The organism is Shewanella vesiculosa (assembly GCF_009994065.1).
GTDB lineage: Bacteria > Pseudomonadota > Gammaproteobacteria > Enterobacterales > Shewanellaceae > Shewanella > Shewanella vesiculosa.
The window spans coordinates 262,159-284,023 of sequence record NZ_JAACSD010000003.1 but is presented as its reverse complement, the minus strand read 5'-3'; the positions used below and the strand labels follow the sequence as shown (position 1 = coordinate 284,023).

The 21,865-nt window shown below is 41.3% G+C and carries 20 protein-coding genes; 15 read left to right on the top strand and 5 right to left on the bottom strand.

From position 1 onward, the window contains the following. Positions 1-403 precede the first annotated feature (403 nt). Both GW828_RS01230 and GW828_RS01225 read left to right on the top strand, forming a co-directional pair. Entirely contained in the window at positions 404-1,183 is a 780-nt protein-coding gene (locus tag GW828_RS01230) for a Nif3-like dinuclear metal center hexameric protein (RefSeq protein ID WP_182741357.1), read from the top strand. Between the two features lie 192 nt (positions 1,184-1,375). Beyond that, positions 1,376-3,301 carry a monovalent cation:proton antiporter-2 (CPA2) family protein gene (locus GW828_RS01225; protein WP_182697148.1) on the top strand — a complete coding sequence of 642 codons (1,926 nt, stop codon included), beginning with the start codon at positions 1,376-1,378 and terminating at the stop codon, positions 3,299-3,301. A gap of 136 nt (positions 3,302-3,437) precedes the next feature. Here the strand turns inward: GW828_RS01225 and metG are convergent, their stop codons facing one another. After that, positions 3,438-5,489 carry a methionine--tRNA ligase gene (gene metG, locus GW828_RS01220; protein ID WP_182697149.1) on the bottom strand — a complete coding sequence of 684 codons (2,052 nt, stop codon included), beginning with the start codon at positions 5,487-5,489 and terminating at the stop codon, positions 3,438-3,440. A gap of 156 nt (positions 5,490-5,645) precedes the next feature. Between metG and apbC the strand changes: the two genes are divergently transcribed. From apbC to GW828_RS01175, 9 genes are read left to right on the top strand one after another with little or no spacing between them, the layout of a single operon-like run. Further along, complete coding sequence (apbC, locus tag GW828_RS01215; RefSeq protein WP_273057133.1) at positions 5,646-6,761, top strand: iron-sulfur cluster carrier protein ApbC; 1,116 nt, start codon at positions 5,646-5,648, stop codon at positions 6,759-6,761. A gap of 9 nt (positions 6,762-6,770) precedes the next feature. Further along, positions 6,771-7,409 carry a uridine kinase gene (gene udk / locus GW828_RS01210; RefSeq protein ID WP_124015879.1) on the top strand — a complete coding sequence of 213 codons (639 nt, stop codon included), beginning with the start codon at positions 6,771-6,773 and terminating at the stop codon, positions 7,407-7,409. A 21-nt stretch (positions 7,410-7,430) separates the two neighbouring features. Beyond that, positions 7,431-8,015, top strand: a complete 585-nt coding sequence (dcd, locus tag GW828_RS01205; RefSeq protein ID WP_124015880.1) for a dCTP deaminase — start codon at positions 7,431-7,433, stop codon at positions 8,013-8,015. Further along, positions 8,015-8,842, top strand: coding sequence for an aminodeoxychorismate lyase (gene pabC / locus GW828_RS01200; protein WP_273057136.1), 828 nt, complete (start codon positions 8,015-8,017; stop codon positions 8,840-8,842). Before dcd ends, pabC begins: the two co-directional genes overlap by 1 nt. Before the next feature lie 4 nt (positions 8,843-8,846). Next, positions 8,847-9,857, top strand: coding sequence for an endolytic transglycosylase MltG (mltG, locus tag GW828_RS01195; RefSeq protein ID WP_420542412.1), 1,011 nt, complete (start codon positions 8,847-8,849; stop codon positions 9,855-9,857). Further along, complete coding sequence (gene tmk, locus GW828_RS01190) at positions 9,854-10,501, top strand: dTMP kinase (RefSeq protein ID WP_273057141.1); 648 nt, start codon at positions 9,854-9,856, stop codon at positions 10,499-10,501. Before mltG ends, tmk begins: the two co-directional genes overlap by 4 nt. 28 nt (positions 10,502-10,529) lie before the next feature. Then, the gene (gene holB / locus GW828_RS01185) at positions 10,530-11,504 is read left to right on the top strand and encodes a DNA polymerase III subunit delta' (protein WP_273057142.1); all 975 of its coding nucleotides are present in this window, start codon (positions 10,530-10,532) and stop codon (positions 11,502-11,504) included. Between the two features lie 54 nt (positions 11,505-11,558). Next, positions 11,559-11,885, top strand: a complete 327-nt coding sequence (locus tag GW828_RS01180; protein WP_124015885.1) for a PilZ domain-containing protein — start codon at positions 11,559-11,561, stop codon at positions 11,883-11,885. 54 nt (positions 11,886-11,939) lie between these two features. Further along, positions 11,940-12,728 (top strand): TatD family hydrolase, encoded by a 789-nt coding sequence (locus GW828_RS01175; protein ID WP_273057145.1) that lies wholly within the window; start codon positions 11,940-11,942, stop codon positions 12,726-12,728. 363 nt (positions 12,729-13,091) lie between these two features. Here the strand turns inward: GW828_RS01175 and rsmF are convergent, their stop codons facing one another. Continuing rightward, positions 13,092-14,546, bottom strand: coding sequence for a 16S rRNA (cytosine(1407)-C(5))-methyltransferase RsmF (gene rsmF, locus GW828_RS01170; RefSeq protein WP_273057146.1), 1,455 nt, complete (start codon positions 14,544-14,546; stop codon positions 13,092-13,094). Between the two features lie 124 nt (positions 14,547-14,670). Between rsmF and GW828_RS01165 the strand changes: the two genes are divergently transcribed. Beyond that, entirely contained in the window at positions 14,671-15,897 is a 1,227-nt protein-coding gene (locus GW828_RS01165) for a nucleoside recognition domain-containing protein (protein ID WP_182697155.1), read from the top strand. A gap of 103 nt (positions 15,898-16,000) precedes the next feature. Here the strand turns inward: GW828_RS01165 and GW828_RS01160 are convergent, their stop codons facing one another. From GW828_RS01160 to GW828_RS01150, 3 genes are read right to left on the bottom strand one after another with little or no spacing between them, the layout of a single operon-like run. Next, on the bottom strand, positions 16,001-18,646 hold the full coding sequence (locus GW828_RS01160) for a PqiB family protein (RefSeq protein ID WP_273057151.1): 2,646 nt from the start codon (positions 18,644-18,646) through the stop codon (positions 16,001-16,003). Then, positions 18,633-19,346, bottom strand: a complete 714-nt coding sequence (locus GW828_RS01155) for a paraquat-inducible protein A (protein ID WP_273057153.1) — start codon at positions 19,344-19,346, stop codon at positions 18,633-18,635. Before GW828_RS01155 ends, GW828_RS01160 begins: the two co-directional genes overlap by 14 nt. After that, entirely contained in the window at positions 19,339-19,965 is a 627-nt protein-coding gene (locus tag GW828_RS01150; protein WP_124015890.1) for a paraquat-inducible protein A, read from the bottom strand. Before GW828_RS01150 ends, GW828_RS01155 begins: the two co-directional genes overlap by 8 nt. A 213-nt stretch (positions 19,966-20,178) precedes the next feature. On the opposite strand from GW828_RS01150, the gene GW828_RS01145 reads away from it, so the two are divergent. The 3 genes from GW828_RS01145 to proQ all read left to right on the top strand — a co-directional run bounded on the left by GW828_RS01145 (position 20,179) and on the right by proQ (position 21,864). Further along, positions 20,179-20,472: a YebG family protein gene (locus GW828_RS01145; protein ID WP_273057156.1), complete on the top strand. Its 294-nt coding sequence runs from the start codon at positions 20,179-20,181 to the stop codon at positions 20,470-20,472. Between the two features lie 45 nt (positions 20,473-20,517). Continuing rightward, positions 20,518-20,976 (top strand): GAF domain-containing protein, encoded by a 459-nt coding sequence (locus tag GW828_RS01140; protein WP_124015892.1) that lies wholly within the window; start codon positions 20,518-20,520, stop codon positions 20,974-20,976. A gap of 276 nt (positions 20,977-21,252) precedes the next feature. Then, a complete protein-coding gene (gene proQ / locus GW828_RS01135; protein ID WP_124015893.1) occupies positions 21,253-21,864 on the top strand; it encodes an RNA chaperone ProQ in 612 nt (203 codons plus the stop codon). Position 21,865 lies beyond the last annotated feature (1 nt).

The following is a 21,865-nucleotide window of genomic DNA, read 5'->3' as shown; positions in this document are numbered from 1 at the left end:
AAGGTTGTCACTAATTTTAAAGTGTTAATGCATCAAAAGTCCAATTGAGCTATAAATTGGCGGATTTTCCATCTGAAAGTTGATTTTATCAGCGAGTAGAGTGATATTTTCTGCATCATTAGGTTTCGATTTAATCTGGATTTAATATTGATTGAATTTGACAATCGACTGTACTTATTGGCGGCTCAAGCCTAATTTATTTGGTGGTTATTTTTGTTTTTTAAATTAATTTTTAGCTTGGATATTCTTCGCGAGAGCGACAGTATTCGGTTAAACTGATGATATCGCCATGGTGTACAGTATGGATCGCTATCGTCTGAGTGAATATCGGTTAAGTCCGCATGGTTTATACGAATAAGTTTATATCTTTGTTGCTTAAGATTAGTTAATTTCTAGGGGTTTTATGTCCACACATCATCAGACATCAGTTGTTTCTCGCCAAGCATTAGCGTCTTATCTTGATAGTTTTTTAAATGTTTCTGCCTTTAAAGACTATGCACCAAATGGGTTACAGGTCGAAGGCAAATCGGATATTCGCACCATTGTCACCGGTGTCACTGCATGCCAAGCATTAATTGATGCGGCGATAAAGGTCAACGCTGATGCTATTTTGGTTCATCATGGTTTTTTTTGGAAAAATGAGCCCGAAGTTATCACCGGCATGAAATATCGACGGATCAAGGCCTTAATAGAAAATGATATCAGTTTATTTGGTTATCACTTACCGTTAGATGCTCATCATGGTGTTGGTAACAATGCTCAGTTAGCCCAACAGTTAGGCATTATTAGCCCAAGAGTTTATGAGCAGGTAGCTCAAGATTTATTATGGCATGGTCATTTGGAACACCCAATGACGGTTGCAGAGTTTAGCGAGTTACTTAATACAGTATTAAACCGTAAACCTTTGCACATAGGGGATGAAACGAAAATGATTTCGACCTTGGCTTGGTGTACTGGCGGCGCGCAAGACTATATTGATCAAGCTGCACAAATGGGCGTTGATGCGTTTATTAGCGGCGAAGTATCAGAGCGCACATTTCACACCGCAATCGAGCAAGGTTTACATTATTTTGCTGCTGGTCACCATGCGACTGAGTTATTTGGCATTCAAGCGTTAGGCAATCACTTAGCGGAAAAATACAATATAGAGCATCATTTTATTGATATTGTAAATCCGGTATAGCTGGATTAATAACTTGGCGCTTAGCGGTGTTGACTGTGCTCTGCATGGTTTTAAAGACTTTGCTATCGTGTAGATAACAAATGGTTGTAGCGACGCTCTGGCAAGGTTACTGGGTCATTGATGTTGAATGTGGCCGGTATCATTGATGATAGAGCGTGTGCGGGTGATATTGCTTTCTTTGAGATTGAGTAAATGACCGAGTATTTTTTACAAGCCTTTATTTATTTAACCGCTGCCGTTATCGCCGTCCCTTTAGCAAATAAATTGGGATTGGGTTCGGTACTCGGATACCTCATTGCTGGGGTTGTTATTGGACCTATTATTGGTTTAGTGGGCAGTGAAACCAACACTATCCAACATTTTGCTGAATTTGGTGTTGTGATGATGCTATTTTTGGTTGGCTTAGAACTTGAACCAAAAATGTTGTGGGCGATGCGAAATCGTTTACTCGGACTGGGTGGTCTGCAAGTTGTGGGTTCGGTTGTGGCGGTTATGGCCTGTGCTATTTATGCTGGCTATCAATTGAGTATTGCATTAACTATCGGGTTAATTTTTTCTCTGTCTTCTACCGCAATTGTATTACAAACGTTATCTGAAAAACGTCTCAATAAGACTCATGCAGGTAAAAATGCCTTTTCGGTATTGTTGTTTCAAGATATTGCCGTTATTCCCATGTTGGCCTTTATTCCGTTATTGGCTTTACCTGAATTAGTTGAGCAAGCCCAAGCTGCTGTAAGCAGTATGAGTGAACAACACGAGCAGCTAAGTTTAGTGGCATCTCTACCTGGGTGGGCGTATGCGATTGTATTGTTGTTAGCCATTAGTGTCGTGGTGTTGGGCGGCCATTATTTAAGCCGACCTTTATTTAAAATCGTTGCTGAGTCTGGTGCGCGTGAAATATCAACCGCTGCAGCACTTATGTTAGTGATAGGCATTGCCGCATTAATGAGTTTGGTGGGGATCTCGCCTGCATTAGGTACCTTTTTAGCGGGCGTGGTGCTGGCAAACAGTGAGTTTAAGCATGAGCTTGAAGCAAATATAGGTCCGTTTAAAGGCTTGTTGTTAGGCTTGTTTTTTATCACCGTGGGTGCCGGGATAGATTTTTCGGTGTTGTTTGCTGATTTTGCTGAAATCATTGCCATCACCTTAAGTGTGATGTTGATAAAAGCGATGGTGTTGTACGTGCTAGCGTTGATTTTCAGGATTAAAGGCAGCGATCGTTGGTTATTTACCTTATGTCTAGCTCAAGCGGGTGAGTTTGGCTTTGTATTGCTAAATTTTAGTGTGCAACAACATGTTATTCCAACTGACTTAGCTCAGACCTTGTCTATCGTAGTAGCACTATCGATGTTTTTAACCCCTGGACTATTCATTTTATTTGATAAAGTCATTTACCCGCGCTTTCAAGTGAAAACTAATCAACGTGAGCAAGATAATATCGATGATGAGGGCACTGTGATTATTGCGGGTATTGGCCGTTTTGGCCAAGTGGTCAATCGCTTTTTAATATCAAATAATATTAAAACTGTCGTGCTCGATTATCAGGTATCGCAAGTGGACACTATTAGGCGTATTAATACCAAAGCCTATTATGGTGACGCCACTCGACCTGACTTATTAAAAACAGCAGGTATAGAACAAGCATCGCTTTTTGTGGTGGCTATCGATAATCGCGAAAGCAGCGTCGAATTAGTCAAATATTTGCATCAAACTTACCCAAAACTGAAAATTGTCGCCAGAGCCTTCGATCGAGGCCATGGTCATTTGTTAAAAGATGCCGGGGCTGACATCGTCGAATCAGAAACTCATCATTCAGCACTTGAACTGAGCGTGTCCTCGTTACAGTTACTTGGTAACAGTGAAGAATATGTTTTAAGACGAAAGGCAACCTATAAGCGGGTTGAAAAAGAAGCCTCAAAACGTTTGTATGATTTTTGGTTGAAAGAATCAGCAGGTGAACGCTATAGTAATGATTTTATTAAACTTTTTATGTTGTATGAAGAGCGATTGAAACAAGCGATGGATGAAGATAATGCCGCTCATCATGCTGATGTTGATCTTCAGCATGCTATTAAGCTAACTCAAAAATCTGACGGTGATGTTAGCGTTAATGATTAATGGATGATTTTATTATTGTCGATGAACCTGCTAACTAGCTGCAATGGCTTTGATAATTAATAATTGCTTATTGATTTGATGAACGTGCAAACTAAAAAAAAGACCGCCGCAGCGGTCTTTTTTATGAAGTTAAGTGTTATTTAACTCGCATACCTGGCTGCGCACCTTCATGAGGTTCAAGTATAAATAAATCTTTACCACCTGGGCCAGCCGCTAATACCATACCTTCTGAATCACCAAACTTCATCGTGCGCGGGGCAAGGTTTGCCACCATTACGGTGAGTTTACCCACTAAGTCTTCAGGCGCATAAGCCGATTTTATACCCGCAAATACTTGCTTAGTTTCGCCGCCTAAATCTAATTCTAGACGCAGTAGTTTATTGGCTTTCTCGATATGTTCCGCTTTGCTGATACGAGCAATTCGTAAGTCAATTTTTGCAAAATCTTCAAAGCTTATTTCTGGGCTGATAGGATCTTGCTCTAATTGATTAACGGCTTGTGTCGGCGCATCGGTGTTAGGTGCGTCCGTATTAGTGGCTTGCAAGTTTTCTTTAGAGGCATCGATGATAGCCTCAATGCTCTTAGGTTCGATACGTTGCATTAAGGCTTTAAATGGTGCAATTTCATGGCCTGATAAATCTTGGGCCAAATTATCCCATGTTAAGGTTAACTGTAAAAATCCTTCAACATTTTCGGCAAGCTTAGGTAATACAGGCTTAAGATAAGTTACCAAAATTCTGAACAGATTTAATGCATTACTGCAAACCTGATGTGCTTCTTGTTGTTTATCTTCATGCTTAACTAATTGCCAAGGTGCGGCGTCAGCAACATAAGCATTAGCAATATCCGCTAGCGCCATGATTTCACGCATCGCTTTACCAAATTCGCGGGTTTCATATAATTCAGCAATAATTTCGCTTTTGGCTAAAAATATATCGCTTAGGCTGCTGTCAGTAACCTTGGCTAATTTACCGTCAAAACGTTTACTGATAAAACCCGCGGTACGAGAGGCAAGGTTAACTAATTTTCCGACCAAGTCAGAGTTCACGCGTTGGGCAAAATCTTCTAAGTTTAAATCCAAATCATCAATACGGCTGTTTAATTTAGCGGCGTAATAATAACGTAGGTATTCAGGATCCAAATTGTCTAGATAAGTGCGCGCTTTGATAAACGTGCCTTTTGATTTCGACATTTTTGAACCATTAACCGTGACATAGCCGTGAGCATACACGCTAGTTGGTTTACGAATACCAGCGCCTTCAAGCATTGCAGGCCAGAATAAACTGTGGAAATAGACAATGTCTTTACCGATGAAATGATACACCTCTGCGGTTGAGTCTAGGCCCCAAAAATCGTCAAAGTTTAAGTCATCACGCTTATTACATAAGTTTTTAAATGAACCCATATAACCAATAGGTGCATCTAACCAGACATAGAAAAACTTACCTGGAGCGTCAGGAATTTCAAATCCAAAGTAAGGTGCATCACGGGAGATATCCCATTGCTTTAGGCCTTGATCAAACCATTCATTAAGCTTGTTGGCCATTTCTTGTTGCAAGGAACCTGATTGGATCCACTCTTTTAACATGCCTTCAAATGCAGGCAGGTCAAAAAAGAAATGTTCGGTGTCTTTCATTATCGGTGTTGCGCCAGATACGGCTGACTTAGGATTGATTAAATCCGTAGTGCTGTAGGTTGCGCCACAATTATCACAGTTATCGCCGTATTGATCTTCAGACTTACATTTTGGGCAGGTGCCTTTAACAAAACGGTCTGGTAAGAACATTAATTTTTCAGGGTCATATAATTGTGAAATGGTTTTGGTTTTGATGTAACCACCATCACGCAGTTTTAGGTAAATATCACAGGCTAAGGCGCGATTTTCTTCGCTATGAGTGCTGTGGAAATTATCAAACTGGATATTGAAGTCGGCGAAATCTTGCTGATGTTCCTTTTGAACCTGAGCAATCATTTCTTCTGGTGTAATACCCATTTGTTGCGCTTTGAGCATGATCGGTGTGCCGTGAGCATCGTCGGCGCAAATGTAGTGGCATTCATGACCACGTAATTTTTGAAAACGTGACCAGATATCCGTTTGGATGTACTCAAGCATGTGGCCTAGGTGGATCGGGCCATTGGCATAAGGTAGGGCACTTGTGACCAGTATTTTACGCTGTGATTTTGTCATTTTGTCTCGATATCAAATTACACCAAAAATATTGCCTGATACTAACTGATTTGCAGACTTTTTTCACCAAAACATGACTTAAAAAAGCTTAATAGTCGCTATTTTTTTACCAAGTTCTGATACACTTGAGCAAATTTCTACTTCGGAGTTGCCGTTTTGGTCAATACACATACAAATTATCAATTAAGTGATGAATTATTGTCACCAGTGTTAGATATTTTAGAAGCATTTGAAGACCCTTATTTGCGTAAAGGCTTAGTGAGTGCAGGATGTGTAACCGCACTGTCGATAGAAGGAAAACGCCTACAATTAGGCTTAGTTTATCCTTATCCGTGTATGACACAATATCGCGATACTGTGATGGCAGTGACCAATAAATTGGCTGTACTTGACGCGATTGATGAAGTGGAGTGTGAAATTGATTTTCAGCCTCGAGTTTATTCAGCACTGCCTGCTATTGCACCTATTCCAAACGTAAAGCAAGTTATTGCCGTGGCATCAGGTAAAGGTGGTGTGGGTAAATCAACTACCGCAGTGAATCTTGCATTAGCCTTAAAAGCTGAAGGCGCTGAAGTGGGTATTTTGGATGCCGACATTTATGGCCCGTCTATTCCATTGATGTTAGGTATTCCTAATTTTCGTCCACAATCGCCAGATGGCAAGCACATGACGCCAGCGCTAGTTCATGGTATTTCTGCGCAATCAATTGGTTTTATGTTAAGTGGTGATGAAGCCGCGGTATGGCGTGGTCCTATGGCGGCTGGTGCATTAGCGCAGTTACTCAATGAAACCCAATGGCCTGAATTAGACTATTTGATTATCGATATGCCACCTGGAACCGGTGACATTCAATTAACCTTGTCGCAAAAAGTGCCAGTAAGCGGTGCCGTCATTGTTACCACGCCACAAGACATTGCCTTAGCGGATGCTAAAAAAGGCATTACTATGTTTAACAAGGTCAATATCCCGGTACTTGGGATTATCGAGAACATGAGTTTCCATCTTTGTCCTGAATGTGGTCATAAAGAACACCCATTTGGTACTCATGGTGGTAGTGAAATAGCTAAACGCTATAACTTGCCGTTGTTAGGCGCACTGCCACTGCATATCAATATTCGTGAATCAATGGACAATGGTACGCCGAGCGTAATGAGCGAACCAGAAAGTGAAGTGTCAGGGATATATCGCGAAATTGCCCGCAAGCTTGGGGCTGAGTTATCACTTCAACAAGTACAATCAACCGTAAAAATTAGCATATCAGAAGACGAGTAAGGTTAAGAGATGAATTCTCAGCAGTGTGTCATTATTGGGATTGCCGGTGCGTCGGCTTCAGGTAAAAGTTTAATTGCTAAAACAATTTTTGAAGAATTGTGTCGTGATTTAGGAACCAATCAGATTGGTGTGATCAATGAGGATGCCTATTATCGGGATCAAAGTCATTTGACCATGGAAGATCGAGTCAAAACCAATTACGATCATCCAAAAGCATTGGATCATCAATTATTAGCGACTCATTTAACACAGCTAAAACGAGGTGAAGCCGTTAGTATTCCTTGTTATAGCTATACTGAGCATACACGTACCAGTGAAACGCTTAACATGCAGCCTAAAAAAGTCATTATCCTTGAAGGTATTTTGTTATTAACCGACCCTAAGCTTCGTGAGTTAATGGATGCCAGTGTGTTTATGGACACGCCATTAGACATTTGTTTTTTACGTCGGTTAACTCGCGATGTTGCTGAGCGCGGCCGCACAATGGAAACCGTTATTGCGCAATATAAACGAACAGTACGTCCAATGTTTTTACAGTTTATCGAACCGTCAAAGCAATATGCCGATATTATCGTTCCTCGTGGTGGTAAAAACCGCATCGCAACGGATATTTTAAAAACTAGAATTCAGCATTTATTGGCTAGATAGCCTTATTTAAGAGAGTGCCGCATGCGTTTAACCGATATAGAAATTGAGCAATGTTTAGATAATGGTAGCATTATCATCGATCCTCGCCCTGGTATAGAAGCCATTTCTGGTGTCAGTGTCGATGTCCGTTTAGGCAGCCAATTTCGGGTATTTAAAGACCATACGGCACCTTTTATTGATTTAAGTGGCCCCAGTGCAGAAATGCAAATAGCCCTTGATCGAATTATGAGCGATAAAATTGAAATCGCTGACGACCAAGCTTTTTTCCTCCATCCTGGCGAGTTAGCTTTGGCTGTGACCTATGAAAGTGTCACTTTACCTGCCGATGTTGTCGGCTGGTTAGATGGTCGCTCATCGCTTGCACGCTTAGGTTTAATGGTGCATGTGACTGCGCATCGTATTGATCCTGGTTGGCAAGGGAAAATCGTGCTTGAGTTCTTTAATAGTGGCAAGTTGCCATTAGCATTACGCCCAGGCATGACCATCGGCGCGCTTAATTTTGAGCGTTTAAGTTCAGCGGTCGCTCGCCCTTATAACACTCGTAAAAGTTCGAAATATAAAGATCAACAAGAGGCTGTCGCAAGCCGGATCAGCCAGGATAAATAATGGCGCCAGTTTGGGTTAATCATCACGAAAACGGCACGATAAATCCATTTGATCGTGCTGTTGCTTATGGTGATGGTGTGTTTGCAACTATGCGCACCGCATCAGCTGATATGCCGGCAGGGATTTTATTCCTTGATGGTCATATTTGTCGTTTGCAGCAGGGCTGTGAACGCTTGGGTATTGAGTGGCATGCCAGTGATTTATTAATAGAGCAACTGCAGCAACTCGCGAGGCAATACCCACAACATTGTATTAAGCTTTTGCTCACGCGCGGAGTCGGCGGCCGTGGTTATCAAGCACCGTCAAGCTCAAACGTGACTGAAGTCGTGTCAGTTAATGCCATTCCAGATCATTATCTTGATTGGCAGCAAAGTGGCATTTCGTTAGCATCATCATCGATATGTCTAGGCAGACAACCACTTTTAGCGGGCATAAAACATCTTAATCGGTTGGAACAGGTGCTAATTAAGTCTCAACCTCTAGTTGACACTTATCAAGATTGGTTGGTGTTTGATTGTGATGGTTATGTGATTGAGTCATCAATGGCTAATCTTTTTATCGTCAAAAATAATCAAGTACTTACCCCTGCAATAACGCATGCGGGTGTCAGCGGCGTGATGCGCGAAATCATCATTGATACGCTGCTTTGTCATGGTATTGCTGTGATGGCAACACGACTTACGTTAAGCGATGTTCAAGCTGCTGAGCATATATTTATAACCAACAGTTTATTTGGCATGATTGATGTTACCGCCATTGACGATTTTCAATTTAGCCGTTGGACGCAAACACCGCGACTCAGGCAAATTCTAAGTGTGAATTTATAATATGATTAAAAAAATAAAAACATTTATATTAGCTAGTTTAATTCCTTTATTCACCTTGACTTGTATTGGTGGCTATTGGCTAGTATCTGGCCTAATTAGTTATCAAAAACAGCCATTGCAGTTAACTGAAAGCCAGACGCTGACAGTAGAGCCTGGCACATCGGTGATTAAGCTTGCGCAACAGCTTGAGCAACAATCATTGATTACTGATAGTTGGAAAGTTAAATACCTGGTTAAACTTGAACCTAAGTTTGCCAATATTAAGACGGGCTTATACCAGTTGATCCCAGGCGATACATTAGAAGCATTATTAAAACGTTTGTATTTAGGCCAACAAGTGGTTTTTAGTGTGACCCTAATCGAAGGCAAAACCATTGCTGAGTGGCAACAAACTCTGGCAACGACTGAAAATTTAGCAAAAAACGCTGATGATTTTAACCAAGTGTTATTACAACATGGTGATACATCTGGCTTGCCTGAAGGTAAGTTTTATCCGGAAACATTCCATTATCATGCGGATGATAATTTACAGACCATATTAAATCGTAGTTACAACATGATGCAGGAGAGCTTAGCCCAAGCATGGGAAGGACGTGATCCTGATTTAGCTTTATCGTCACCCTATGAGCTATTGATTATTGCTTCTATTATTGAAAAAGAAACTGGCAAACCTGAAGAACGTGATTGGGTTTCAGCAGTGTTTAATAATCGACTCAAAAAAGGCATGCGCTTGCAAACCGACCCGACAGTTATTTATGGTATGGGTGAGCGTTATAAAGGCAATATTACCCGTAAAGATTTACGCCAAGCGACTGCATTTAATACTTATACTATTGATGGTTTACCACCAACGCCAATTGCTGCCCCTAGCCGAGCATCACTCTTTGCAGCGGCCAATCCTGCTAACGTAAATTATTTATATTTTGTGTCACGTAATGATGGTAGCCATGTGTTTTCATCCACGTTAAAAGCACATAACAATGCCGTAAATGAATTTCAGAGAAAAAGAAAATGAGTCAACAGCAAGGCAAGTTTATTGTCATTGAAGGATTAGAAGGTGCCGGTAAATCAAGCGCGATAGCCCTGGTTAATGATATTATTCAGCGCCATATTGGTCAGGCTCCTGTGTGTACCCGTGAACCAGGCGGTACGCCATTAGCAGAAAAAATGCGCGATTTAGTTAAAATTGCTGATGATACTGACCCCTTATGTGACGAAGCAGAGTGTTTGCTTATTTATGCTGCCCGATCACAGTTAATCGCTAATGTTATCAAACCGGCATTAGCTACAGGTAGGTGGGTGCTGGGTGATAGGCATAACTTATCTTCACTGGCTTACCAAGGTGGTGGCCGAGGATTAATGCCCTTAGTCAAAGCGGTCAGTGATGCTTGTTTGAGAGGCTTTAAACCTGATCTCACCTTGTATTTAGATATCGATCCAACACTCGGCTTAAGTCGTGCGGCAAGTCGTGGCAAACTTGATAGAATTGAGCAGCAAGCGATTGATTTTTTCGAACGAGCCAGGCGTACCTACTTACAATTAGCCCATGAGGATGACAGCATAGTGGTTATCGATGCAAGTCAATCTATGGCGCAGGTTCATCATGATATACAGATGCAATTGCAACATCATTTGCCCGTTCTTATGGCAGAGCTGTGATTGTTATAAAAAAGGATAATGTGGCGATATGAGTGATTATCAGATTGACCAATTACCTTGGTTAGCCGAGCCGCATCAGCGCTTTGTTGATCAACATTATCGCGGTAAAACTAGCCATGCCCACTTGTTCAATATTGATAAAGCGCTTGGGGGGGATAAGCTCGCTAAAGCTGCGGCACAAACAATACTTTGCCAACAACTGACTCCAGTTGGTGCTTGTGGTCAATGTAAAAGCTGTTTGCTATTGGCTGCTGGTAATCATCCAGATCTGTATATTATTGAGCCAGATGGCAACCAAATTAAAGTTGATCAAATTCGTCAGCTATGTCAAAAATTAACGCAAACGGCTCAACAAGGTGGGGCGCGCGTGGCGATAATCGTTGATGCTGAGCGCTTAAATTTAGCCGCAGCAAACGCATTACTCAAAACACTTGAAGAACCTGGTGATGATGTTGTGCTCATTTTGCAAACCAATACATCAGCTCAGTTACTCGCGACTATTACTAGCCGTTGCCAAACTCTTAAATTTATTGGACCGACTAAGTTAGATATCCAACACTGGCTAGCTGCGCAGCAGCTGTTACCTGCAGCAAATGCCGAGGGTAAAACTCACGATGTGACTTGGTGTCTTAGTGTTGTTGGTGGTCCTTTGGCGTTAGCAAACAGTTTAAGCAGTCAGCATTATCAACAATTGCTAACATTTCGCCAAGATTGGGCTCACAGTTTAAAAACGGGTCATTTAAGTGCTAGTTTACTCAAGGTGTCTGAACAACAAATTGTTGATGCACTTAATGTTTTGTATTTGTACTTACGTCAATATGTGTTAAAAAGTAGTAAAGTAAAAGCGGATCGTCAGCCATTAAATCCGTTAGTTCAAGCTAAAGTGATTGATCTTGGCGGGCAAGTGATGAAGATGTGTCATAAGCTTGAAACTATGCCCAGCGTGAATACTCAAGCATTGTGTCAACAATATGTTCTCGCATTTAGGAAGCTAACCAATTAACGCTATTTGGTTATACTAACATCTAACCTATTTATGGAATGAAAATAATTACTTATGGTCGATCTTGTTGTTCACTACGATACATTACATAAACTCTATCGTGCTTATATGCCGTTTATTAAGCCTGCTGGTTTATTTATTGCGACTACAGAAAGTCATTTTTTAGGCCAAGAGCTTACGATTGCTTATCGATTACCTGATGCAACCCAGGCCACAGAATTTAAAGGCACTGTGGTATGGATTAATCCATTAGGGGCATCCGGTGGGCGTCCTGCTGGTATTGGGGTTAAAATTAAAACGGATGTTGAAAGCCATAAACACCATATCGAAAAGTTATTATCGAGCGAACTTTCCTCTAGCGATTTGACCTGCACTATGTAGCTAGGTATTCTTGCGCATCTGTTTTATTTTTAATGTAGTTGCGAAAGAATTCCCATGCTAATTGATTCACATTGCCACCTTGACCGTTTAAAAGCGGCCCCAGACTCAGCCAGTTTACAATCCATTATGGACAATGCCAAAACTCAAGGTGTTGACTATTTATTGTGCGTCAATGTCCGCCAACAAGGCTTTGAAGCCATGCGCGACAAGGTGTCAGCCTTTGATAATGTTTTTTTGTCTTCTGGTGTACATCCTCTCGATGTGCAAGAAGGCTTGAATATTGAAGACATTAAACGTTTTGCTGACGATCCTCGCGTAGTGGCTATTGGCGAAACGGGTTTGGATTACTTCTATTCAAATGATACTAAAACCTTGCAACAACAGTGTTTTGAACAACAAATTGCTTTAGCTGTAGAGGTAAATAAACCATTAATTGTTCATACTCGTGATGCCCGAGAAGATACCATTAATATGCTTAAAGCTGGAGGCGCTGACAAAGTCGGCGGCGTATTGCATTGCTTTACTGAAAACTGGGAAATGGCTAAAGCGGCCATCGATTTAGGTTTTTATATTTCTGTTTCAGGTATTGTGACCTTCAAAAACGCGGGTGAGCTTCGCAGTGTTATTCGTCAAGTGCCCAAAGACAGATTACTGGTAGAAACTGATTCTCCTTATTTAGCGCCGGTGCCACATCGTGGTCAAGAGAATCAGCCAGCCTATGTTAGAGATGTTGCTGAGTTTGTTGCAGAATTACGCGGTGAAAAATTTGAAGCGTTAGCGCAGTACACCACCGATAACTTTTTTAATTTATTCAAAGATGCTGCTAAGTTGATCGGTCGCTAACTAGATTCTGGCAATAATAATCCATTTCCCACATTAAATGACTTTTAAATCAATATAATGGGGTAATGGATTGCTGCTTGTTGATTGGAAAATAAGATAAAAAAAGACCCAAAACTATCCAATTGTTCTGGGTCTAGGGAAAGGGCTCGATTAAGAGCCTTGCGCTACTGTCGTGGCTGCTTAAGATTGCTTAAGCAGCCAAATAGTGAATCAAACATTGATTAACTATAGTCAGGCCGATTGGTTTTTGCATGAAATTTAATCAAATAAATCACTATTAATTTGATATTCAATTCATCTTTACATCAAGCCACTGATTATAGGGTTTATAGTCATGATTAAAAATGACTTGGTTACAAGTCGTTATAGGCTTAGATTGACGTTATCGCGGACTAACTCTCGCGGTAAATTGTTTTTCAGTCTATGGCCTAAATGCTTTACTACGCCTAATACTGCGTGATGATAACTGACTAACATTTCGCCTTGTGTCGTGATAGCCAAACGTTGTTGTATGGCATCATCAAAGCTGTTACTGGCAATATCGCGTCCCATCAAAAAGTCTTTAGCTTGTGATGCTGTCAACTCAATGGTTCTTGGGGCATCGTATGTTGATGCTGATAAGGCAATGATGGCTTCATGTTTCGCTTTGTAGCCCTTCTTCATTGCGTCTGCGAGTTTCAGTCCAATACGCTGAAAACGCATTTTACCAATAAAAGGCATAAACTGAGCTGGGAATAACCAGTACTCGTCATCCCGTAACATAATGATGTCGTCGGCGGGGATATTGATAGAAAAGCTTTCTTTAAAATAATGCCTTAACTCTGTTTGTTGTTTATCGTTTGCGACCGTAAAAGGGAAGTTTTTTTGCGACTTAGGCTGTTTTTTTCGTCGTTCAACCGAGGCTGTTTTGCGGATTTTGGCGACAAAGAATCCTTCACTGTCGTAAATTTGCGGCCAAACATGTAGAAAACCTTCTTCGGTACATGCTTTGTCTGCGCCATCAAATAACTGCGCCAATGAGATAAACTCAACTGCATCAGGAAAGGTTTGTTGTAAATGTTGGCAAATATGCTGGTTTTCTAACTGGCTCAGAGTACAGGTTGAATACACTAAGGTCCCGCCGGGTTTTAGCGCTAAAAATGCCGATTCAATCAAATCTTTTTGAGTTTCGCCTATGGCGGTAACATCCTCAATATCCCAATGTTTTAAGGCCAATGGATCTTTACGAACCGTACCTTCACCGCCGCAAGGTGCATCAAGTAAAATGGCGTCAAATGCTTCAAATAAATACTCGCCAAAGACTCTGCCATCAAAATGGGTTAGAGCCGTGTGGCTAGCGCCCATACGCAGCACGTTGGCGTGTAATACCTTTACTCGGCTGGCAGAATATTCATTGGCCACTAACAAGCCACTGTTATTCATTAAGGCTGCGATTTGAGTGGTTTTAGAACCGGGGGCAGAAGCCACATCTAAAACAATTTCAGGGTTGGCTTTACTTGAAAACAATGCCGTCGGTGGCAACATAGAACTGGCTTCTTGAATATAAAACAAGCCTTGGATATGTTCTATGGCATTACCTAGTTGAACATCGTCTTTACCTTCAATCCAAAATCCATCTTCACACCAAGGGATCGGCGATAGCAGCCAACCTGCTTGGCTCATGATATTGAGGAACTGTGCGGTGCTAATTTTTAGTGTATTCACCCGAATAGATTTACGAAGCGGTTTGTCGCAATAGGCGATAAACTCTTCTAAAGATAAGTGAGTTGGTAACTCTTTCTCAATATGATTGATAAAGTTTGTATTTAATTGGGCCATAATAATAAACGATAAATTATTTTTGCAGTCATTGCAGCGATCATATCACGGAATTGTGCGCCCTGATCGGCAATGATTACTGTATATTGACGTTAGTAAAACTGACTAGATGATGGAGATATGCGTGTTAAATAGAGTGTGGTTATTATTTTTTATCATTGCAGCCTTGTCTATCGTAATCCAATTAGTGAATGGCAACGTCAATATATTAAGTGAGTCGGTTACGGCATTGTTTGCCAGTGCTAAATTAGCCGCTGACATTTCAATCGGGTTAATTGGCGTATTAGCCTTGTGGATGGGCTTGATGCAAGTAGGCGAAAAGGCCGGTGTTGTCGGTTTGTTTGCGCGGATATTCGAGCCATTGCTGTCTAAGTTGATGCCAGAGGTGCCTCGTGGTCATGTCGCTTATGGCAGTATTAGCATGAATTTGACTGCCAATATGCTGGGGCTAGATAATGCCGCTACGCCTCTTGGCTTAAAAGCTATGCACGATCTACAAACCCTTAACCCTGTCAAATCAGTTGCAACCAACGCCCAAATTTTATTTTTAGTGTTAAACACCTCGTCAGTCACCTTAGTACCCGTCACCGTATTTCTATATCGTGCCCAACAAGGGGCGGCCAATCCTGCAGATATCTTTCTACCAATCTTATTGGCCACGAGTGTCTCTACTGTAGTGGGGCTATTGGTTGTTGCCTTAGTGCAACGGATTTCGTTATTTAACAGTGTTATTTTAGCGTATGCAGCTGTCATTATGAGTGTATTCATGGCAGCAATAGCTTATTTGGTAACATTGTCGGCAGATGCAATAGGGCAAGTGTCTATGGTGTTAGGCAATGGCATATTGTTGTTACTGATTTTAAGTTTTATTTTGGTTGCAGGCTATCGCAAAATTGCTGTTTATGATGAGTTTGTCGACGGCGCTAAGCAAGGCTTTGGCCAAGCCATTCAGCTGATTCCGTATTTGTTGGCAATGTTATTAGCCATTGGCTTTCTTAGAGCCTCTGGCGCACTAGATTATGCGTTACACTTGTTGGCAAGTGGCGTTAGTGCATTGGGCGCAGATACGCGCTTTATTGATGCAATGCCAACTGCATTGATGAAACCCTTTAGCGGCTCTGGCGCGCGTGCCATGATGTTAGAAACCATGAGTCATCATGGGGTTGATTCGTTTGCGGGTCGTCTAGCGGCTATTTTACAAGGCAGCACTGAAACAACGTTTTATGTCCTTGCTGTGTACTTTGGTTCTGTTGGTATTCGTAATGGTCGCCATGCGCTAGGTTGTGGATTAGCAGCCGACTTTGCCGGTATTACTGCGGCAATTGCTGTGTGTTATTGGTTTTATGGTTAATGATTAACATTACCTCCTGATACTTAAGAGTGTTAAACATCAAAAGGCCGATACATATATCGGCCTTTTGATCTTGCTATATCGCGAGTATTTCGAGATAAGACTACTTAGTTTGTAAAGGTTGCCATTGTATCCATTCATCTTGCATATTTTTATGCAATGGAAAACGGCTCGTTGCATCAATACCATTGCTGTCAGAGGTTGTATCACGCGTTGCAAATGCAATGCCGCCAGCCAGTATGGTTTCTAGTGAGCCCGTTTCTAACTGTGCGCCAGAAAATAAACCGATATCTAACTTGATCCCAGAAGCATCCCAAAATTGGCTGCTTTGGTTTATTAAGTGGCTGTATTCAGCATTGACATGAGCAAACAGGGTAATTTCAATGCCTGATTTATCTAGTTGATAACCATCAATTTGACCAACCTTAATACCGCGGAAAAATAGCGGAGTGCCAACCTTAATAGAGCCTAACTGATCATCAACCAATTGGAATGATAAAGCATCTTTAGGCACCGAAGCCTCAAAGTTGGCGTGAGGTTGAGCAACAAAGTTATCGACCAATTCCAAACTATTACCAGGGATAACCCCAATGTAAGGCCCAGTGAGTAGCGTTTCTGGAGCATTAATACCGGCTAAAGAAATTTGCGCATCAACAATAAAATATTCACTGTCACTGGCACTAAAATGGTTTGCATATTGGCCATAAATATACGCTTGCGCATTAATTGTGGTTAAATCTTGGTTTAGCTTCACATGTGATATTTCACCAATTTTATGACCTTGATAGCGAATAGCGGCTTTCTCAGCAACTTTAGTACTCACAGGCAAGATAAGGTTAATCACCTTAGCCTGCATCAGGGCGAGTGACTTGGTATCATATAAACGCAGATTAGGTTGTGTGATCTGCGGATTCGCGGTCTCATCAATGTGTCCAAGGGCAATACTGCCATTGATTGCACCTTTTAGAGGCGCCACATTAATATCGACACCGGCTAAACTGGCATTGATGGCGACAGCATCATTGCGCCAAAAAACAGTATTGGCTTTGACCAGAGCAACAAATTTATTGTCGATACTAATATCAATATTAAATTTATCTGTCTTAGCAAACCAATTGATTTTATTGACCGAACCTATTTGCATTTTCTTATAATAAATCGGTGACCCTTCAGTTAAATCGGCGCCATCAATACTGGTCAAGGTAAAGTGTGTCATCTGTTGCTGGGCGTAAAGCACCTGTGCCGACTCGATTGATTCATGTAAGGGTAAGGTGCTGTTAGGTGCAATCAAGGTAGCGCTGTTACTTGGAATTAAGCTAATCGCACCTTCAAGCATAGTGGTCACGTCGCGAGTCTTAACCTTAATTCCGGCTAATGAAGCGTCAACGGCTAAGGCGCTTTCTGGAATAAAGAAACTCCCCTTTGTAAGTAAGTTTTTAAATTCCGGGAGAATTTCAATTTGATACTCAACGGTTGAAAAGTCTTTGCTTAAATTAATGCTGGTAATTTGCCCAATAGGGAGTTGCTTATATCTAACTTGCGCGCCATTACTGACTCCCGTATGCGTATTGGCCACTACGGTGAGCTTAAGTTTAGCTTGAGTGAGTAAATCTGGGGCCTCAGAGGCTAACTCAAATTGCATTGCTTTATCAGATGCTTGAGTACCAGGTAACACATTAATTACACTACCAGTGACCAGTCGACTGAGGTTTTTAATGCCTTTTAATGATAAGTCAGCTCCACTTAACCAAAATTGACTATCGCTGGTGATCAGCCCTTGGTATTGATGTTCAACTCGAGCGCTAAACTGCACTCCAGTGTCGGTCAAACTCACTTTTTCTATTTCACCAATAGCAATACCGCGGTAGATGATAGACGTGCCTTCATTTACACCATCGTTGTCTGTCGCGGTTAAACTAAAATGTACCCCACCGATAGCAGAAAGCTCATCCTGGTAAAGAATATAAGCATCACCATTTTGCGCTTTTTCAGTATAGCTTCCGGTATCAAAGCTGATCCCGCCAGCCAAAATAGATGCAATACTCTCAGTACTGACTTTAATACCCGCTAAAGAGGCATCAATCTTCAGCCCAGATACATTCCAAAAGTGTGAGTCTTTGTTAACTAAATGGGCATATTGTTCTTGAACAAAAGCGCTGATAATAATTTGCTTATTACCATCTAAGCGATAGCTGACAACGCTGCCAACGGGTGCTTGACGGAAAAAGACTGGTGAACCTACATCAATAGAACCCAGTTTAGGCGATTTAAGCTCGATCATTATGCCTTCACTGCCGGGGAGAATTGCGGGTGCTTCGCGCTGTGCTTCAAATTCAGTTGCCGAGCGGCCATCTCCGGGCTGGATGGCAATATAATTACCCGAAAATAGCGTATCTAAGCCTTCGACTCCGGTAATACTGGCTTTGGGTTTGACCAACCAAAACAAGGTGTTTTTATTCAAAAATGGGTCGGCGCGATAATCCATTACCACTTTGACATTAACACCTTTAAGGTCATCATCAATACCAATATCGGTGACTTTACCGACCGATAAACCTTGGTATTTTACTAATGTTTTACCAATATCAATGCCTGCGGCGCTGGGAAAGTGGATTAAAATTTCAATGCCCGACTCTTTAATGCTTTTTACCCCTAACCAAGCACCCAATATTAAGGCGACAATAGGCAATAACCATATTGGCGAGAATAATTTTTTCTTAACAATTTTCGGTGATTCAATTTGTGTCATCGGTGTTTTCCAAGCGGTCCCAGAGTAAACGAGTATCTAACACTTTTGCCGCAAGTTGTGTCAGTAAGATCACTAACGCAAATGCAGTTGCAGCAGGTGCAGGTTTAGCATCTAACAGTTGTCCCATATTCACTAAAGCAACGGTTAATGAGATAACGAATAAGTCGAGCATCGACCAACGGCCAATCCATTCAATAATGTGAAAACCAACCATTAATTTTCTTTTTGATACCGGCAAGTTAAAACTGATGGCGGTTAAATAAGTGGCTAAGCCAAAAATCTTAAGCCAAGGTACTAAAATACTGGCAGTAAAAACAATTACCGCTATCGGCAACATGCCTGTTTGCACTAAATGGCTAATACCACTAAAAATAGTATCCTTAGTGACCACCCCGCGGTTTGTCAGGAGGGTGATAGGGTAGATGTTAGCGACGATAAGTAAAATAGTGGCTGTAATCAATAAAGCCCAACTCTGCTGGATACTGGCATAATTACGATTGCTCAATTGGCTAAAACAGCGCTGGCAATGATTTTTGCTGGTTAAATTCAGCTTGCGACAGACAGGGCATAAACATAAGCCTAACTTTTGCCCCTGCAAAGAGGCTTGAGCTTTTTTTGGGGCTTCCTGGTTAATATTTACATGAGGATCTTCACTTGCTGAGGATAGCTCATTAGCGGGATTCATTGGAGTTTCAGGCATCAACATAACTCCACATGTGCTCAAGTTTATATTCACGTTGTAAAAAAAGAATGATGACAAACAGCATGGTAAAACTGAATGTCCCCATACCAAAATACACATCAGAAAAATCAGATAGTTGGAATGCAGATACCAAGAAGCTGATGACATAAATTTCTAGCATGGTCATTTGTGATATCAAACCATGATTTTTTAGCAATGTCGTATAAGTTCTTTGCCAAAATGAGCTGTGCAATTCTAATTTGACAATAACAACTTGCGCCAGTATCGACAATATTAATAATCCAGGGGCGATAACAGCCGCAACCATTACCGCTAAGCCTACGACCCAATATCCTTCGGCCCAAACCGTCATAGCCGCTTGCATTACGGTCGTGGTTCTGACACTGCCAAGAAAGTGAATTTCGAGTACTGGTAACAAATTAGCGGGAATGAATATAATTAACGCGGCAACGCATAGCGCCAACATACCATTGATAGAGCAGTACGGAGAATCATAGAGTACAGTATGACAACGCGGACAAATAGCGCGAGAACTAGAGGGTAACGCTCGTTTTCTCACTGCCAAATCACATGATCGGCATAATATTATAGAATCATGATCATCAAATTCATTCATGAAAAATTAATCTAATCCATAGTGAAAATCATTATCGGGTAGCTAAGAGGTAAACCTCTCAACTTTGCCTCATATTGGCAAATAAATGTGTCATTTGTTAAAAGAAACTCATTAATGTGTATTTGATAATATCAGAATAATCAGAACACTTGCATCATAAGTTAACTATGTGAGATTCTATGCACTGTATATAAAAACAGTGAGGATTACATCATGGCAGTGATAACCCAATTTGTCGTGGTCAGAGAAGGGGTGGAAAAGATGACATTTATATCGAAAAAAGAGGCTGATGCCTACGATAAGATGCTCGACATTTCCGATAACCTAGTGCCTTTTCTTATAAAGGCAGATCTTGGACTCGATGAAAATAAGTGCGAACAGTTGGCATTTTATCTCGCAAACAACAAAGATGAGCTTTCTAACTTGCTAAAAGGCGTAGTACAGGTTAAAAACGCTCCTGCAGTTAAAACCAAAAAGACTACGGCTAAAAATATCGCTGCAGAATAGCCGTATTTCAAACTTTTGAAGTAGATACCAGCTTAAGGAATGGAAATGAAAACCGAATTTTACCAAACATTAAATCGTCAAGCTCAAGCGTTACTTGAAGGCGAAGATGATTTGATTGCGGCAATGGCAAATTTTTCAGCGTTGTTAAATGACAACCTTGAGGATCTCAACTGGGCTGGTTTTTACATCAAGCGTGGTGAACAGCTCGTCCTTGGTCCTTTCCAAGGTAAAGTTGCGTGCACTCGAATTGATATGGGCAAAGGTGTTTGTGGCACCGCTGCTGCAGAAAATATCACCCAACGCATCGCCGACGTGCATCAATTTGATGGTCATATAGCATGCGATTCTGCGAGTAATTCCGAAATAGTCATTCCTGTAAGGCAGGGCAATGAAGTGGTGGCAGTGTTAGATATTGACAGTCCATTACTCAATCGTTTCGATCAAGATGATCAAATTGGCTTAGAAAACATGGTAAAAAGTTTCGAAACTTGCCTATTTGGTTAAATAGCGAACAAAATAGATTAAATCATGGTCGCATTCGCTGTCGCGGGCTTTATAATATGCCGCTAAACGCATTTGTGCTGGATTTACTGATGAGCGATGATTAAGCTGAGAGTAAGTTTGGTTAAATTGTTAAGGTTTGTTTCAATGACTTTAGCAAACTGGCGGATAGTGATATTTTGTACGTTGAGCCTTAACGGTAAGGTTTAACGAAAGATGAACGACTGCATGGCAAATTTCTGCCGCATAATCAGTCCCTTTATTAACGTGGAAGTAAAAATGGAATCAACAGACAAGTTGACCGACACCAACGCAATTTTAGCGTATTTATATGAAACCTTTCCTTTATGCTTTATTGCAGAAGGTGAAACTAAGCCATTAAAAATTGGTCTGTTTCAAGATTTGGCTGAACGGTTAGCTGATGATTCTAAAGTCAGTAAAACACAACTACGTGTAGCGCTTCGTCGTTACACCAGCAGCTGGCGCTATTTGAAAGGCGTTAAAGCGGGCGCTAAACGTATTGATCTTGACGGTAATGAATGTGCTGAATTAGAGCAAGAGCATATTGACCATGCTATTTTGACGCTCAAAGAGAGCCAAGATAAAGCCAAAGCAAAACGTCAAGCTTTAGCACCCAAAAAACCGGCAAAGAAAGTAGCACCTAAACGCGCTCCAGCTGTTAAAAAAGAACGTCCAGCGCCAGTCGTTGCTCCTGTGATTCAACTTGTGCCAGCTAAGCTTGAAGATTTAAAACAAAAACAACGCGTTAATGTTAAGTTAGGTGCTACCCCAGTACCAGGTGTTGTGACTGATATTAATAAAGAAGATGTGCATGTTCAGTTAGATTCTGGCTTGTCCATCAAAGTACGTGCAGAGCACATACTATTATAGA

Bases quoted from the DNA above. Each gene is read 5' to 3' on its own strand.
- GW828_RS01230 (WP_182741357.1), top strand. From the start codon at position 404: ATGTCCACACATCATCAGACATCAGTTGTTTCTCGCCAAGCATTAGCG.
- GW828_RS01225 (WP_182697148.1), top strand. From the start codon at position 1,376: ATGACCGAGTATTTTTTACAAGCCTTTATTTATTTAACCGCTGCCGTT.
- metG (WP_182697149.1), bottom strand. From the start codon at position 5,489: ATGACAAAATCACAGCGTAAAATACTGGTCACAAGTGCCCTACCTTAT.
- udk (WP_124015879.1), top strand. From the start codon at position 6,771: ATGAATTCTCAGCAGTGTGTCATTATTGGGATTGCCGGTGCGTCGGCT.
- dcd (WP_124015880.1), top strand. From the start codon at position 7,431: ATGCGTTTAACCGATATAGAAATTGAGCAATGTTTAGATAATGGTAGC.
- pabC (WP_273057136.1), top strand. From the start codon at position 8,015: ATGGCGCCAGTTTGGGTTAATCATCACGAAAACGGCACGATAAATCCA.
- tmk (WP_273057141.1), top strand. From the start codon at position 9,854: ATGAGTCAACAGCAAGGCAAGTTTATTGTCATTGAAGGATTAGAAGGT.
- holB (WP_273057142.1), top strand. From the start codon at position 10,530: ATGAGTGATTATCAGATTGACCAATTACCTTGGTTAGCCGAGCCGCAT.
- GW828_RS01180 (WP_124015885.1), top strand. From the start codon at position 11,559: ATGGTCGATCTTGTTGTTCACTACGATACATTACATAAACTCTATCGT.
- GW828_RS01175 (WP_273057145.1), top strand. From the start codon at position 11,940: ATGCTAATTGATTCACATTGCCACCTTGACCGTTTAAAAGCGGCCCCA.
- rsmF (WP_273057146.1), bottom strand. From the start codon at position 14,546: ATGGCCCAATTAAATACAAACTTTATCAATCATATTGAGAAAGAGTTA.
- GW828_RS01160 (WP_273057151.1), bottom strand. From the start codon at position 18,646: ATGACACAAATTGAATCACCGAAAATTGTTAAGAAAAAATTATTCTCG.
- GW828_RS01155 (WP_273057153.1), bottom strand. From the start codon at position 19,346: ATGCCTGAAACTCCAATGAATCCCGCTAATGAGCTATCCTCAGCAAGT.
- GW828_RS01150 (WP_124015890.1), bottom strand. From the start codon at position 19,965: ATGAATGAATTTGATGATCATGATTCTATAATATTATGCCGATCATGT.
- GW828_RS01145 (WP_273057156.1), top strand. From the start codon at position 20,179: ATGGCAGTGATAACCCAATTTGTCGTGGTCAGAGAAGGGGTGGAAAAG.
- GW828_RS01140 (WP_124015892.1), top strand. From the start codon at position 20,518: ATGAAAACCGAATTTTACCAAACATTAAATCGTCAAGCTCAAGCGTTA.
- proQ (WP_124015893.1), top strand. From the start codon at position 21,253: ATGGAATCAACAGACAAGTTGACCGACACCAACGCAATTTTAGCGTAT.